Raw genomic sequence first — 14,280 nt, 5'->3', positions numbered from 1 at the left:
CTCCGGCAGATAGGTTATACATCAAGGTGCGCTGTGCTCGCAGGCACAGCGCGCCTTCTTGAACTGGAGAGACCGTGACCGAGACTGTTGCCGAGATCGTCGCCGCGCATCGCGCCGGGACAACTTCACCTGCCAAGACCGTTGCCCGCAGCTTCCGGCGCATCCGCGATCACGGCGATCCCGCCATCTTCATCAGTCTGCGCGAAGAATCCGAAGCCACCGCCGAAGCCGAGGCGCTGACAGCAAGGGGCGACACCTCGCTGCCGCTCTATGGTGTGCCGGTGGCGGTGAAGGACAATATCGACGTGGCGGGACTGGCCACGACCGCCGCCTGCCCCGCATTTTCCTACAACGCAAAGCAGGACGCCAACACCGTGGCGCGGCTGCGCGCCGCCGGCGCCATCGTGATCGGCAAGACCAACCTCGACCAGTTCGCCACCGGCCTCGTCGGCGTGCGCTCACCCTACGGCATTCCGAAAAATCCGGTGCGCAGCGATCTCGTCCCCGGCGGATCGAGTTCGGGATCGGCAGTCGCGGTTTCCGCCGGGCTGGTGCCGCTGTCGCTCGGCACCGACACCGCGGGCTCGGGACGCGTCCCGGCGATGCTCAACAACATCGTTGGCCTGAAACCTTCGCTGGGCCTGATGTCCACCTTCGGTGTGGTCCCGGCCTGCCGCACGCTCGACTGCGTCTCGATCTTCTCGCTCAACGTCGACGACGCCGTCACCGCGCTGAATGTCATGGCCGGGCTCGACGCCGCCGATCCGTTCTCGCGCGACCGCACCGTCGGCCCTCTGACGGAATTTCCCGCCGGGGTCAGGATCGGTGTTCCGCGCAAGGGCCAGCTGGTTTTCTTCGGCGACCGCGAATCGGAAAAATCCTATGGCGACGCCGTGGCCCGTCTCGTCGCGCTCGGCGCCACCATCGTCGAGATCAATCTCGAGCCGTTCTACGAGACCGCGCGGCTGCTGTACGAAGGACCGTGGGTGGCCGAGCGCTATCTGGTCATCCGCGACCTGCTGGCCTCCAATCCCGACGCGATCCATCCGGTGACGCGCGAGATCACCATCGCCGGGGCGCGACTGAGCGCTGCCGATACCTTTGCCGCGTTGTACCGGCTCGAAGGCCTGCGCTACACCGCGCGGCGCACATTCGAATCCATCGACGCGATGGTGCTGCCGACCGCGCCGACCGCTTACACCGTCGAACAGGTGCTGGCGAACCCGATCGAACTCAACAGCCGCAACGGCACCTACACCAATTTCGTCAACCTGCTCGATCTGTGCGGCCTCGCCGTTCCCGCCGCGATGCGCGCCGACGGCATTCCGTTCGGCATCACGCTGCTGGCGCCCGCGGGACATGACGCGCAGCTCGCCAGCATCGGCCGAGTGTTCCACGCCGACACGAAACTTGCGGTGGGCGCGAACGGCCTCAAGCAGCCGCCGCTGGCACCGCTCTCGAAAGCGCTCGCCGCCGACGAGGTCGCCATCGCTGTGGTCGGCGCGCACCTGTCGGGCATGGCGCTCAATCACGAACTGCTGGCGCTGGGCGGGCGGCTGATCGCGGCGGCGGACACTACGCCCGACTACAAGCTCTACGCATTGCGCGGCACCGTCCCGCCGAAACCGGGAATGCTGCGCGTCGAGGCCGGCGGCGCTGCCATCGCGGTGGAAGTCTGGGCGTTGCCGACAAAGGCATTCGGCGCATTCGTCGCCGCCGTTCCGTCGCCGCTGTCGATCGGCACGGTGCATCTCGCCGACGGCTCCAGCGTCAAGGGCTTTCTGGCCGAGGCCGCAGCGATCGACGGCGCGCGCGACATCACCCATTTCGGCGGCTGGCGCGCCTTCATGGCGGCACAGACCAAATCAGCGTAGCACGTCCCCCTCATCCTGAGGAGCGCGCTCTTGCGCGCGTCTCGAAGGATGAGGGCATGAGGCAAAGACCCGCCAAACCAGCTCATGGTTGGAGACGCGGGGCTGACGCTTCGCTCCTCACCATGAGGATTTCCGCTTTCGCGGGGACGACCGGACGAAAGATCACACCCGGCCTGCTGGAGTTACGAACTTACAGCTCGGCCCACTGCCGCAGCAGGTTGTGATAGACCGCCGTCAGTGAGACGATCGACTTGTGGCCGGGATGGTCGTTGGACAGCCGCATGATCGACATGTCGAGGTCGAACAGCATCGCCCGCTGGCCCTCATCGCGAATCATGCTTTGCGTCCAGAAGAACGACGCGATCCGCGCCCCGCGGGTGATCGGCGTCACGCGGTGCAGCGATGTCGACGGATAGACGATCATGTCGCCCGCCGGCAGCTTGACCGAGTGAGCGCCATAGGTGTCGTCGACGATCAGTTCGCCGCCGTCGTAATCCTCCGGCGACGAAATGAACAAGGTCGACGAGACGTCGGTGCGAATCCGCATTCCCATCCCGGGAATGCCGCGCACCGCATTGTCGACGTGGTTATCGAATTTCATTCCGGCATCGTAGCGGTTGAACATCGGCGGAAAGACCTGCTTCGGCAGCACGGCGGACATGAAGAGGCTCGAGCGCGCGAGCGCATCGATCACCATGTTGCTGAGTTCGCGGGTCTCCGGCGCTTCCTCGGGAAGCTGCAAGTTATGCTTCGCCTTTCCCGCCTGATGCCCCGCCGTGATATTGCCGTCCACCCACGCCGCGCGCTCCATCGCCTCGCGGCAGCGGGCGACCTGTTCGGGCGTCAGAACGTTGGGAACGTGAACCATCATGGCTTGGCACTCCTGGCGGATGGGCTGTGTGACAAAAAGATCGGCAGCGCGAACGGTTCATCCGATCGCGCCGCCGTAACATTCCGGAAACAAGGCGAGTTTAGCCGTTGCCCCGCGATCAGAACTTCGTCCGCAACGCCAGCGTCATGGTCCGGCCTGCGGCCGGCGTGGCCCAGTTCGTATAGGCGGAGTCGTAGTAGTACCTGTCGGCAATGTTGTAGATGTTGAACTGCAAGGTGGCATTCGGGGTCAGCCTGTAGCTGGCCATCGCATCGAAGCGCCACCAGTCGGGAACGCGCGTGGTGTTGTTGGTGTCACCCCACACGCCATCCATGTAGTAAGCGCCGCCGCCGATCGTAAAGTCCTGCGTGATCTTGTACGTCGTCCACAACGAGAAGGCGTTGTTCGGCGTCATGATGAGCTCTTTGCCGAGCTGCGCGGCCGTCGTCGTCGATACGATCTCGGACCTCAGGTGCGTATAGCTCGCCATGATCTCCCAGGCATCGGTAACCTTGCCTTGGGCACTCAGTTCGATGCCCTCAACCCGCGCCACGCCGTCAAGGATATTGACGGCGGTGTTGTCCGGGTTCGGCACGCGCATGTTGGTCTTCTCGGTGCGGAAGACTGCGGTGGCGAGACTGAGACGTCCGCCCAGCACATCGGCCTTGGCGCCGATTTCCGTGGTCTCGTTCGATTCCGGACTGAGATTGGCGTTCGCTGCCGACAGCGTCAGGAACTCAGCCGACGGATTGAACGATGTGCCATGCATCACGTAGATGCTGCTGTTCTCGGTCGGATGGAAGATACCGCCGACGCGATAGCTCCACATGTCGTCGGTTTGCGAAAAATTCAGCGGGTTGGGAGCCGCTGTCGTGGGCTGCGCCCTGGACGATGCCCGGTAGTTTTCAAACCGGACGCCGCCCATCACTTCGAACCAGCGGTTGATCTTGATCTGGTCCGCGGCATAGACGGCAGCCGAACGACCGTCGGCGCTTGCAGCAGGAGAGAGCGCTGGCGCGAGGGACCCCGGATTAACCGGATACGGGTCGGGATTGAGCAGGTTGTACGCGCTCAAACCGCTGATCGTCTGCCGGAACTGCGAGCGATTTTCACCGCTGAATTCGACGCCGGTCGCGAGCGTGTGCAGCAGACCCCAGGTCTGGAATTTGCCGACCACATCGGTCTGGTTCGCCCACAAGTCGTTGTGAACGTCGAGCTGCCAGCGATTCCGGTTGACGTTGATGTTCACGTTGGTCGGCGTGGATCCCGTGCCTGCCGGCTGGTTAATTCGCATGAAGCGATCAACATTTGAGTAGCGCGTCGTATTGGTGATCTTCCACTGGTCGTTGATGTCGTGCTCGACCTTCAGCGTCGCGATATGCGCGTCGTTGGTTTCTACGTCGGAGAAACCGGGCGTCAGCACGTTGTAGATGTTGCCGCGCGGCACCGGCACCGGATAGCGCACGCCGCCGGGCGCCGAGGCGACGAACGGAACGCCGAATTCCGGAACCTGATTGGTGTGCTGGTAGATATAGCTTGCGGTGACCTTGGTCTGGTCGTTGACATCGACCCGCAACGAGGGCGCAACGCCCCAGCGCTTGGACTCGATGTCCTCCCGGCCGGCTTTCGGCAGATCCTGACCCATGACGGCGATACGCGCCGCGACGTTTTCGTTGAGCTGGCCGTTGGCATCGAGCGTGGCGCGAAGTCCGCCGGGCGACTGAACGATCAGTTCGTTCTCGACGAACGTCCGCTTTTCCGGTGTCTTGGTGGTCGCGTTAATGACGCCGCCGGTCGAGCCGCGGCCGAACAGGAAGGACGAGGGCCCCTTCAGCACTTCGATCTGCTGGGTGGCGAAGGTGTCGCGCGTGTACCAGCCCGGATCGCGCACGCCGTCGCGGTAGATATCGTTGCGCGCGTCGAAGCCGCGGATGTAGGGATTGTCGCCGCCATTGCCGCCTTCGCCGGCGCGGAACGTGATGCCGGCCACGTTGCGCAGCGCTTCCACATAGGACGTTGTATTCTGTTCCTGTAGCACCTGCTGCGGGATGACAGTGATGGACTGCGCCGTGTTGAGCAGCGGCACGGGCGAGCGGGCAATCGTCGATTGCGTCGCCTGATAGCCGTCGCCGCCGGTACCAGCGGATTCCTGCACATCGATGGTCGGCAGTGTGCCGCCGCCCTGTGGGGCGGTCTGCGCGGTCGCGGCCGTCGTCGCCAGCATCATCGACGCCAGGCTGAGCATGGCCGGATGGGGCCTGCCCATCGTCGAGCGGATGAAAGATGACTCGGCGCCAGCCAGCGCGGCTGTGGCAAGAACTCCGTGCGTCTCGTTGTTCCCCGCTTCGATGGTGTTGATTTCGTTCCGATCCATTAGCCTAAGCCCCCAAGCACTCTCTGCCGCGCATTCATCTGAACGGCGAATTCAAGGCAGCGTTTTGAAAACTAAGGGCGCGCAGAGCAACCCTTCGAACTTAGAATTGCTTCAGAGTGCGGCGTCTCGAAGCATTCGCGATTGCGTGGATATGCGCTGTTTGACTAAACAACTTGGCGATGCGCGTCGTGGCGCTACGTTTTTAGAATCGGTCGAAATCAACCTCTTTAGAACGAGTCCAAATGTCGGCAACAATTTCCACACCTCGGCGCGGAGCGCTGAAACGGCTGTGGCGCAACATCCATTTGTGGCTTGGCGTCGGACTCTTCGTTCTGCTCGTGCCGATCGCGTTGTCTGGTGCGATCCTCGTCTATCATGACGACATCGAAGAATTCATGCGCACGCCGGCAGGCGCTGTCGCGCCCGCAACACCGACCGACCTCACCAAAGCCGTGGCGAATGCAAAGACCGCCGCCGGCACCGGCTTCCAGCCGGTCAACATCCGTATTCCCGACGACGCACGCGTGCCGCTCGGGATTCTGCTGCGCGGCCAGGCGCGCCAGCAAGGCGAGCGTCCCCCGTTTCTCATGGCATTGATCGACCGCCACGACAGCCGCGTGCTGAAAATTTCCGATTTCCGGAACACGTTCTTCGGCTTCATGCATGTGTTTCACGAAAACCTGACGATCCCGTTTTATTACGGCCGTGACATCGTCGGCTGGGGCGGCGTCGCCATGCTGATCCTCGCATTAACGGGCCTCTATCTCTGGTGGCCCCGACGAGATCAGTGGTCGCGGGCCTTCGCGTGGCGGCGCAGTCCGGCGACGTCGTCCAACCTGCATTACCTCACCGGCTTCTGGATCTGCTTTCCGCTGGCGCTGGTGTCCCTCACCGGCATCTATCTCGCATGGCCGCAGCAGGGCCGCTCGGTGCTGTCGTCGATGGCGGCGATGACACCGCAGCCGGCGCGCGGCGCCGGTCCCGGCGGCGGACCTCTGATCGCAGAGCCCGCACGCTCACCGTCCGATGTTTACGCCATGGCTTCAGGTCTCGGCCGCGGACAGGTCGATATGATCGGGTTTCCGAATGCGCAGGGCGCGCTGTGGCGTGCGCGCCTGAACGCGGAAGATCGTACCGAGCCGGTCACGATTATGATCAACGATCGCAGCGGAGCTATCACGACCGTCGAACCGCTCCCCGGCGACCGTGTCACCTTCTGGATTCGCTGGCTGCATGAAGGCAGTCACGCCGGCGAGATTTGGCGTTTCATCGTGTTTCTCAGCGGCGTGATTCCCGCTGTCCTTGGCGTTACTGGAATCCTGATCTGGCTGCGGCAGCGCCGTCAGCGCAAGCTGGTGAAGGCGGGGACGCCTTCCACCGCCGTGAAGACGTCGGCGCAAACGGTCGGCAGCGCCAGCCCCGCAGAATAATCATCGCGCATCGGATGAGGGTCTGGTGGCCGGACCGCATCGCGCGCCGATGCGTCTGGCACCGCTGGACCGGACACCTTGCCCGACTTAGTCGGTGCGTACCCGTGCGCCGACTCCCTCTTCTCCCATCCTCCCCTCTGCTTTGCCGATCGAACCTTATCCAAACTTCAAAACTCTTATTGCGAATAATTCGCATTTGCATTATCAACAGAACGGTTGAGTTTTGGGTTGAGGAAAAATGCGTTTGAGATCATGGGCATCTGCGACAGGGATCGCATGCATGACGGCCGGTTTGGCCGGGACCACCGGCATCAAAGCGCAGGAAGTACTCCCGGAAATCGCCGTATCCGCTCCTGCGGACGCACCCTCAGCCTCGGGCGACGGCCTGCAGCGCGGGCCGGTCAACGCCACCGACACCACCTTCCAGTCGACCACCACCGTCACGGGACGAGAGATCGGGCGCAGCAGTGCGGCGTCGCTCGCCGATGTGCTGTCGACCCTGCCCGGGGTGTCATCATCGACCTTCGCGCCGGGCGCGAGCCGTCCGAACATCCGCGGACTCGACGACTACCGCGTGCGCGTTCAGGAGAACGGCATCGGCTCGCAGGACGCATCGGATTTCAGCCAGGACCATCAAGTACCGATCGATCCGCTCAGCGCCGACAAGATCGAGGTGATCCGCGGTCCGGCGACGCTGCGTTATGGATCGCAGGCGATCGGCGGCGTGGTGAGCGCCACCAACAACCGCATTCCCGAAGCGCTGACGCCGGGCGGATTCAGCGCGCGCTTCAAGGGCGGCGCGTCATCGGTCGACAACGGCCTCGACGGCGCGGTCAGTCTCGATGCCAGCGGCAGCAATGTCGCGTTCCATGCCGACGCCTATGGGCGGCGCGCCGGCGACTATCGCATTCCCGGCGGCGTGCAGACCAACACACGGCTGCAATCGGAAGGACAGTCCGTCGGCGGCTCATACATTTTCGACGGCGGCTATATCGGCACCGCGATCCAGCACATTACCAGCCTGTATCACATCCCCGGCGTCATCGACACGCGCGAGAATACGCGCATCGATCTCGAACAAACCAAGTGGACCAGCAAGGGCGAATGGCGCGCGCCCACCGACGGCATCGATGCCGTGCGCTTCACCTTCGGCGCCAGCGACTACAGGCACAACGAACTCGGCATCGGCAGCAACGGCATCGATGGCGTGCAGAACGTCATCAAGAACCGCGAACTGGAAGGCCGCTTCGAGCTCGATCACGCCGCCGTCGCGACCGCACTGGGCGCGCTGACCGGAACATGGGGCGCGCAGGTCGGCCATCGCGAACTTGGAACGGCAGGAAGTCTCGGGGGCCTGCTGGCGCCGACGAAAACCGATACCGCCGCGATTTTCGGTTTTGAGCAGATCAAGTTCACCGACACCTTGAAGCTGCAAGTGGCAGGACGGATCGAGCATCACCTCGTCAAGGGACTGGCACCGTCGTTTCCGGCGGACTTCCTGCCGCCGCCGAACACCTTCACGGAGGAAGCAGGCCGCCGCTCCTTCGCGCCGAAGAGCGTCAGCGTCGGCGTACTGAAGGATCTGCCGTGGGACATGGTGGCGACGCTCACGGCGCAGCGCGTGCAGCGCGCGCCGGCGGCTCCCGAACTTTACTCACGCGGCTCCGACGATGCCTCCGGCACGTTCGTAATCGGTAATCCGAACCTGAAGATCGAGACCGCGCAGACCGCGGAAATCGGCCTCAAGCGCGCCAACGGGCAACTGCGGTTCGAGACCAGCCTCTACTACACCTATTATCAAGACTTCATCTTCAAGCAGGTGACCGGCAACTTCTGCACCGATGCCTTTATCACCTGCGGCGCGACCGGGCCGCTGATCCAGGTCGCCTACGGCCAGCGCGATGCGATCTTCAGAGGCGCGGAACTGGCGGCGCAACTCGACGTCACGCCGCTTGGCGACGGCATGTTCGGCGTCGATGGGCAATATGATATCGTGCGCGCGACATTTACCGATGGAACCAACGTGCCGCGCATCGCGCCGATGCGGCTTGGCGGCGGCGTATGGTGGCGCAACGCCGAATGGTATGCCCGCGTCGGAGTGCTGCATGCCTTCACGCAGAACGAGGTGTCCCTCAACGAGACGCCAACTGATGGGTACAATTTGCTCAGGGCAGAACTGAGCTACACGCATGCGTTCAGCCGCAGCGACACCGGGCCGCGCGAAATCACGGTCGGGCTCGCCGGCGACAACCTGCTGAACGAAGCCATTCGCAATCATATTTCGTTCAAGAAGGCCGAGGTTCTGCAGCCGGGCCTCGGCGTGCGACTGTTCACGAATGTGAGATTCTGAAGGCCATGCAATCTGGAATCGTTCCATTTTCGGCCAAATCCAAGGTCGCCGGTGGCGACAAGAACATCGCAGTGCACTATTCTGAAAATGAAAATTGCCTCTCGAGGGAATGGCGACGCTGCGATGCCTCATCGCGGATTTTTATCGAGAGTTCGAACACAACTGCTGGATCACACCTGCAAAACAACAAGCCATCCGGCGTTGAACTTCCGGCGTTGAATTGATGTCGGCTACGAATACGATTTGAAGAAGCGGAGAGCACATGACCACCATCAAGAAGGCTGCCGGATCCCTGGTCTTGCTCGCCGCGGCGACGCTGCTGATCACACAGACTTTTGCGCAAGCTCCGGCCGCGCCAACTGCCCCCGCTACGGCGGCACCTTCACCGTCGGCCCAGATCCCTGCTGCACAGACACCTGCTGTTCAAACCCCAGCAGCCCAGGCTCCGGGCGTCCAGGCAACCACCACGCCGGCGAAGAACCCCGCACTGCCGCACAATCTGTCCCCGTGGGGCATGTTCATGGGCGCCGACATCGTCGTCAAAGTCGTGATGATCGGACTGGCGTTCGCCTCGCTGCTGACCTGGACAATCTGCGTTGCCAAGATGCTTGAACTGCGCAGCGAGACCTCGCATGCCAAGCGGCGCATCGAGGTGCTCGGCAACGACATCTCGCTGGCGGATGCCGAACGGGATTCACGCAACGGCAAGGACGCGGTCTCGCTGCTGGTGCAGTCGGCCGCGACGGAAGCGGCGCTGTCCGATACGGTCAACGACGAAGGTTTCAAAGAGCGCGTCGAACTGCGGCTCACGCGCGTTGAGGCGGCGATGTCGCGGCGGATCGCGCGCGGCACTGGCATGCTCGCCACCATCGGCGCCACCGCGCCGTTCGTCGGTCTGTTCGGCACGGTGTGGGGCATCATGAATTCCTTCATCGGCATTTCCGAAGCGCACACCACCAACCTCGCGGTCGTGGCACCCGGCATCGCCGAGGCGCTGCTCGCCACCGCGATGGGACTCGTCGCCGCAATTCCAGCGGTCGTGATTTACAACCATCTCGTTCGCATGATCTCGGCCTATCGCGCGCTGCTCGGCGACGCATCGGCGCAGGTGATGCTGCTGATCAGCCGCGACCAGGGCCGCCGCTCACTGCGCATCGCGCGCGCCGCGGAGTAACGTCATGGGCGCGAAGCTGGGCGGAAAAGTCGCCGGGGCAGATGACGATCTGACCGAAGCGCACGAAATCAACGTCACACCATTCATCGACGTAATGCTGGTGCTTCTCATCATCTTCATGGTGGCGGCGCCGCTGGCCACCGTCGATCTCGGCGTCGAGCTTCCGGCCTCGACCGCAACGCCGCCGCCGCGCCCGGACAAGCCGGTCTTCATCACCGTGAAGCCGGATCTGTCGCTCGCGATCGGCGAAGACATCGTTCCGCGCGCGACGCTGTCGAGCGCACTCGACACCGCCACCAGCGGCAAGAAGGGCGATCCGGTCTATCTGCGCGCCGACAAGAGCGTGCCTTACGGCGATCTCATGGATGTGATGAACCTGCTGCGCAACGCGGGCTATCTCAAGATCGCGCTCGTCGGACTCGACGCCAGAAACTGACCAGAGACTGACGGCAAAGAACCTGTTGCAATGAACACCCTCGTCCTGCACGGCCCGCCCGATCAAACCGACGTTCGCCGCTGGGCCATGTCGGCTGCGTTGGTCGTCGCGGTCCATATGGGGGCGATCGCCGCTGGACTGAACTGGTACACGCCGCCCGACGTCCTCGGCACCGCATCCGAGCCGATCATGCTCGATCTGGAGTCCGCGCCCGACACGCCGGAGCCGCAACAGCTCGATATCGCGCCCGGCCCGCAGATGCAGGAGGCCGAACCGCCACCGCCCGAACCCGAGACGCCGCAGCAGGTCGTCGAGGAACAGGTTCCACCCACGCCTGTCCAGGAGAAGGCCGAAGTCGTCGCTCCACCGGAAAAGCCGAAGCCGGAACCAAAGCCGATCGTCAAGCCGAAGCCCAAGCCGGTCGAGCGGCCGAAGAAGCCGACGGAAGCACCCGCGCCGCGCACCACCGCGACCCCGCAGGCCGCGCAGGCCGCGCGCATGAGCTACAACGGCCTGCTGTCGGCGCATCTGCAGCGCTACAAGCAGTATCCGTCCGGCGCGAAGGCCGCCGGCGAACAGGGCGTGGCGATGCTCAGCTTCACGGTCAATCGCAACGGACAGGTGCTGGGCGCAAGTCTTGCGCGATCGTCCGGCTCGTCGGCGCTGGACGGCGAGACCATGGCGATGATCCGCCGCGCACAGCCGCTGCCATCATTCCCGCCCGAGATGACGCAGAGTTCCGCGAGCTTCACCGTGCCGGTGCGCTTCTTCCTGCGCTGACGGCATCGATTCTCCTGCTTCAACCGTCGCGGCCGGGTTCGTCCCAGCCATTGCCGTTTCGGCGTTTGGCGACACTCGCCGCAGCACGCACAACGCGAATTGACCGCATCATTGATCGTTGACCGCACGATTGACCGGCGACGTCAGACTCAAGGATCAATTGCCGCAGGGGTGATCGCGTCCGAGCCATGCACCATTGCACGCCATGGCGGATTATCAACGCCGCGATTTGCGTGCTATAGCGTTCGCGGATTGGAAATACCGGAGGCCCGCGATGTTCGACGGTTTCGACGCAATCACCTTGGCCCGCCTGCAATTTACCTTCACGATGAGCTTTCACATCGTGTTTCCGGCGTTCTCCATCGGCCTTGCAAGCTATCTTGCCGTTCTCGAAGCGCTGTGGCTGTGGACCGGCCGCGAGGTCTTTATCAACCTCTTCAATTACTGGCTGAAGATCTTCGCCGTTGCCTTCGGCATGGGCGTTGTCTCCGGCATCGTGATGTCTTACCAGTTCGGCACCAACTGGTCGGTGTTCTCCGACAAGACCGGCCCGATCATCGGCCCGCTGATGGCCTACGAGGTGCTGACCGCGTTCTTCCTTGAGGCAGGATTCCTTGGGGTCATGCTGTTCGGCCTCGATCGCGTCGGTCACAAGCTGCATTTCCTCGCGACGCTGATGGTCGCCATCGGCACGCTGATTTCGGCGTTCTGGATTCTCTCGGCGAATTCATGGATGCAGACGCCCGCGGGCTTCGCCATGAACCCGGCGGGACAATTCGTCGCCGCGGACTGGTGGAAAGTCGTGTTCAATCCGTCCTTCCCCTACCGTCTCGTGCATATGGTGCTGGCGGCCTACCTCACCACAGCTTTCGTGGTCGGCGGCGTCGGCGCCTGGCATCTGTTGCGCGACACGCGGCTGGAAGGCGCGCGCGTGATGTTCTCGATGGCGATGTGGATGGCCGCGCTGGTTGCGCCGATCCAGATTTTCGCCGGTGATCAGCACGGCCTCAACACGCTGGAACACCAGCCGGTCAAGGTGATGGCGATGGAAGGCCATTTCCAGAGCCATCCGAACGGCGCACCGCTGATCCTGTTCGGCATCCCGGATCAGGACGAAGCGAAGGTGAAATATGCGATCGAGATTCCGAAGGCGTCGTCACTGATCCTCAAGCATTCCCTTGATGCGCCGCTGAAGGGCCTCGACACCGTGCCGCGCGAGAACTGGCCCAAGGTCGGCATCGTATTCTGGTCGTTTCGCATCATGGTCGGCCTCGGCTTCCTGATGCTTGGCATCGGTCTCTTGAGCCTGTGGGCGCGCTGGCGCGGCACACTTTATCAATCGAAGCTGCTGCATCGCTTCGCGTTGGCCATGGGTCCTGCGGGATTTATCGCGGTGCTGGCGGGCTGGGTCACCACCGAAGCCGGACGTCAGCCGTTCACGGTCTACGGCCTGCTACGAACGGTGGACTCCGCATCGCCGCTCGCTGCCCCCGCCGTGGCGTCGTCGCTGATCGCCTTCATCGTCGTCTACTTCATCGTGTTCGGCATGGGCGTGTTCTACATCATGCGGCTGATGCACCAGCCGCCACATCACGGCGAGCAGGGCCCGCGCGACGACGCACCCGCGCGTGCCGCCGGCATCACGCCTGCGGCTGCACTCGCCTCGCGCGGACACCGGTAAGGAGACCGCCATGCCCTTCGACATCGCAACGCTCTGGGCTTTCATCATCGCCTTCGCGGTGTTCATGTACATCGTGATGGACGGCTTCGACCTGGGACTCGGAATGCTGTTTCCGATGTTTCCGAAGAAGGAAGACCGCGACGTGATGATGAACACCGTCGCGCCCGTGTGGGACGGCAACGAAACCTGGCTGGTGCTCGGTGGCGGCGGACTAATGGCAGCATTTCCGCTGGCCTATGCGATCCTGATGCCCGCGATCTACACGCCGATCATCGCCATGCTGATCGGCCTCATCTTCCGCGGCGTCGCCTTCGAATTCCGCTGGCGCACGCAAAGCGAGCGCAACCGCTGGGACATCGCCTTCGCCGGCGGCTCGCTGATCGCCGCGATGGCGCAGGGCATCGCACTCGGCGCGATCCTGCAAGGCGTTCACGTCGAGGGACGGCACTATGCGGGAGGCTGGTGGGACTGGCTGACGCCTTTCAGCATTTTAACGGGCTTCGCCGTGGTCGCCGGCTATGGCCTGCTCGGCGCGACCTGGCTGGTGATGAAGACCACCGGCGAGTTGCGGACGCAGGCCTATCGCCTGAGCCTGTGGCTCTTGATTGCCACACTGGTCGCCATCATCGCGGTCAGCCTCGCGACACCGTTCCTGCAGGCCGACTACTGGCGACGCTGGTTCGAATGGCCGAACATTCTGTTCACCGCGCCGATCCCCATTGCAGTGGCCGCCGTTGCGCTGCTGCTGTTAAAAAGCATTGCCGACAAGCAGGACTACCGGCCGTTCGTGCTGTCGCTGGTGCTGTTCGGGCTGTCCTATGCCGGGCTCGGCGTCAGCATGTATCCCTACATCGTGCCGCAGAGCGTCACCATCTGGCAGGCCGCGGCGCCGGCCAACAGCCTCAACTTCATGATCTTCGGCGTCGCGGTGCTGGTGCCGATTATCCTTTGTTATACCGCGTGGGCCTACTGGGTGTTCCGCGGCAAGGTGCATGCCGACAGTGGCGGCTATCACTCATGACGGCATCACACGACACCCCGCGGCCGTTTGCTCAAAAGCTGTTGTGGTTCGTGGCGCTATGGCTGCTCGGCACCGGCAGCGTCGCCGTGCTGGCCTATGTGCTGCGGCTGTGGATCGCGCCGCACTGAACGCGCGATCAGCACGCCGCGCATGGACCTTGCTATCGCCGCGCGATTGCAGGGCATAAAGCCATCGCGTCCGTTCTATCAACGCAAAATAAATACAGGCGCTCTGCGCTATAGCTGCCTCCGATGAGCCGCCATACGGCCGGCCAACACGCGGGGGCGAT

11 protein-coding genes are annotated in these 14,280 nt (G+C 63.4%); 9 read left to right on the top strand and 2 right to left on the bottom strand.

Features of this window, described 5'->3' with window-relative positions:
* Window positions 1-74: 74 nt before the first annotated feature.
* Window positions 75-1,874, top strand: a complete 1,800-nt coding sequence (gene atzF / locus LVY71_RS20155; protein ID WP_235101688.1) for an allophanate hydrolase — start codon at window positions 75-77, stop codon at window positions 1,872-1,874.
* Window positions 1,875-2,064: 190 nt separating this feature from the next.
* Here the strand turns inward: atzF and LVY71_RS20150 are convergent, their stop codons facing one another.
* Both LVY71_RS20150 and LVY71_RS20145 read right to left on the bottom strand, forming a co-directional pair.
* Window positions 2,065-2,745, bottom strand: a complete 681-nt coding sequence (locus tag LVY71_RS20150; protein ID WP_235101687.1) for a Fe2+-dependent dioxygenase — start codon at window positions 2,743-2,745, stop codon at window positions 2,065-2,067.
* A gap of 118 nt (window positions 2,746-2,863) precedes the next feature.
* A complete protein-coding gene (locus LVY71_RS20145) occupies window positions 2,864-5,119 on the bottom strand; it encodes a TonB-dependent receptor (RefSeq protein WP_235101686.1) in 2,256 nt (751 codons plus the stop codon).
* A 242-nt stretch (window positions 5,120-5,361) separates the two neighbouring features.
* On the opposite strand from LVY71_RS20145, the gene LVY71_RS20140 reads away from it, so the two are divergent.
* From LVY71_RS20140 to LVY71_RS20105, 8 genes are all read left to right on the top strand, one after another.
* Complete coding sequence (locus tag LVY71_RS20140) at window positions 5,362-6,549, top strand: PepSY-associated TM helix domain-containing protein (protein WP_235101685.1); 1,188 nt, start codon at window positions 5,362-5,364, stop codon at window positions 6,547-6,549.
* A gap of 280 nt (window positions 6,550-6,829) precedes the next feature.
* Complete coding sequence (locus LVY71_RS20135; protein ID WP_235101684.1) at window positions 6,830-8,899, top strand: TonB-dependent receptor; 2,070 nt, start codon at window positions 6,830-6,832, stop codon at window positions 8,897-8,899.
* Between the two features lie 262 nt (window positions 8,900-9,161).
* Window positions 9,162-10,073 (top strand): tonB-system energizer ExbB, encoded by a 912-nt coding sequence (exbB, locus tag LVY71_RS20130; RefSeq protein WP_235101682.1) that lies wholly within the window; start codon window positions 9,162-9,164, stop codon window positions 10,071-10,073.
* A 4-nt stretch (window positions 10,074-10,077) separates the two neighbouring features.
* On the top strand, window positions 10,078-10,509 hold the full coding sequence (gene exbD, locus LVY71_RS20125) for a TonB system transport protein ExbD (protein WP_235101681.1): 432 nt from the start codon (window positions 10,078-10,080) through the stop codon (window positions 10,507-10,509).
* 30 nt (window positions 10,510-10,539) lie between these two features.
* On the top strand, window positions 10,540-11,289 hold the full coding sequence (locus LVY71_RS20120) for an energy transducer TonB family protein (RefSeq protein ID WP_235101680.1): 750 nt from the start codon (window positions 10,540-10,542) through the stop codon (window positions 11,287-11,289).
* 274 nt (window positions 11,290-11,563) lie between these two features.
* A complete protein-coding gene (locus tag LVY71_RS20115) occupies window positions 11,564-12,970 on the top strand; it encodes a cytochrome ubiquinol oxidase subunit I (RefSeq protein ID WP_235101679.1) in 1,407 nt (468 codons plus the stop codon).
* A 10-nt stretch (window positions 12,971-12,980) separates the two neighbouring features.
* Window positions 12,981-13,991: a cytochrome d ubiquinol oxidase subunit II gene (gene cydB / locus LVY71_RS20110; RefSeq protein ID WP_235101678.1), complete on the top strand. Its 1,011-nt coding sequence runs from the start codon at window positions 12,981-12,983 to the stop codon at window positions 13,989-13,991.
* Complete coding sequence (locus LVY71_RS20105; RefSeq protein ID WP_235101677.1) at window positions 13,988-14,119, top strand: DUF2474 domain-containing protein; 132 nt, start codon at window positions 13,988-13,990, stop codon at window positions 14,117-14,119. The genes cydB and LVY71_RS20105 overlap by 4 nt, the downstream gene beginning before the upstream one ends.
* Window positions 14,120-14,280 lie beyond the last annotated feature (161 nt).

This window comes from Bradyrhizobium sp. G127 (genome assembly GCF_021502575.1).
GTDB lineage: Bacteria > Pseudomonadota > Alphaproteobacteria > Rhizobiales > Xanthobacteraceae > Afipia.
Note: the sequence above shows the minus strand (reverse complement) of the source record. Positions and strands in the feature narration are given on the sequence as shown.

What these genes read in the sequence shown, in the direction of transcription:
- LVY71_RS20150 (WP_235101687.1), bottom strand. Translation starts at nt 2,745, where the DNA reads ATGATGGTTCACGTTCCCAACGTTCTGACGCCCGAACAGGTCGCCCGC.
- LVY71_RS20145 (WP_235101686.1), bottom strand. Translation starts at nt 5,119, where the DNA reads ATGGATCGGAACGAAATCAACACCATCGAAGCGGGGAACAACGAGACG.
- LVY71_RS20140 (WP_235101685.1), top strand. Translation starts at nt 5,362, where the DNA reads ATGTCGGCAACAATTTCCACACCTCGGCGCGGAGCGCTGAAACGGCTG.
- LVY71_RS20135 (WP_235101684.1), top strand. Translation starts at nt 6,830, where the DNA reads ATGACGGCCGGTTTGGCCGGGACCACCGGCATCAAAGCGCAGGAAGTA.
- exbB (WP_235101682.1), top strand. Translation starts at nt 9,162, where the DNA reads ATGACCACCATCAAGAAGGCTGCCGGATCCCTGGTCTTGCTCGCCGCG.
- exbD (WP_235101681.1), top strand. Translation starts at nt 10,078, where the DNA reads ATGGGCGCGAAGCTGGGCGGAAAAGTCGCCGGGGCAGATGACGATCTG.
- LVY71_RS20120 (WP_235101680.1), top strand. Translation starts at nt 10,540, where the DNA reads ATGAACACCCTCGTCCTGCACGGCCCGCCCGATCAAACCGACGTTCGC.
- LVY71_RS20115 (WP_235101679.1), top strand. Translation starts at nt 11,564, where the DNA reads ATGTTCGACGGTTTCGACGCAATCACCTTGGCCCGCCTGCAATTTACC.
- cydB (WP_235101678.1), top strand. Translation starts at nt 12,981, where the DNA reads ATGCCCTTCGACATCGCAACGCTCTGGGCTTTCATCATCGCCTTCGCG.
- LVY71_RS20105 (WP_235101677.1), top strand. Translation starts at nt 13,988, where the DNA reads ATGACGGCATCACACGACACCCCGCGGCCGTTTGCTCAAAAGCTGTTG.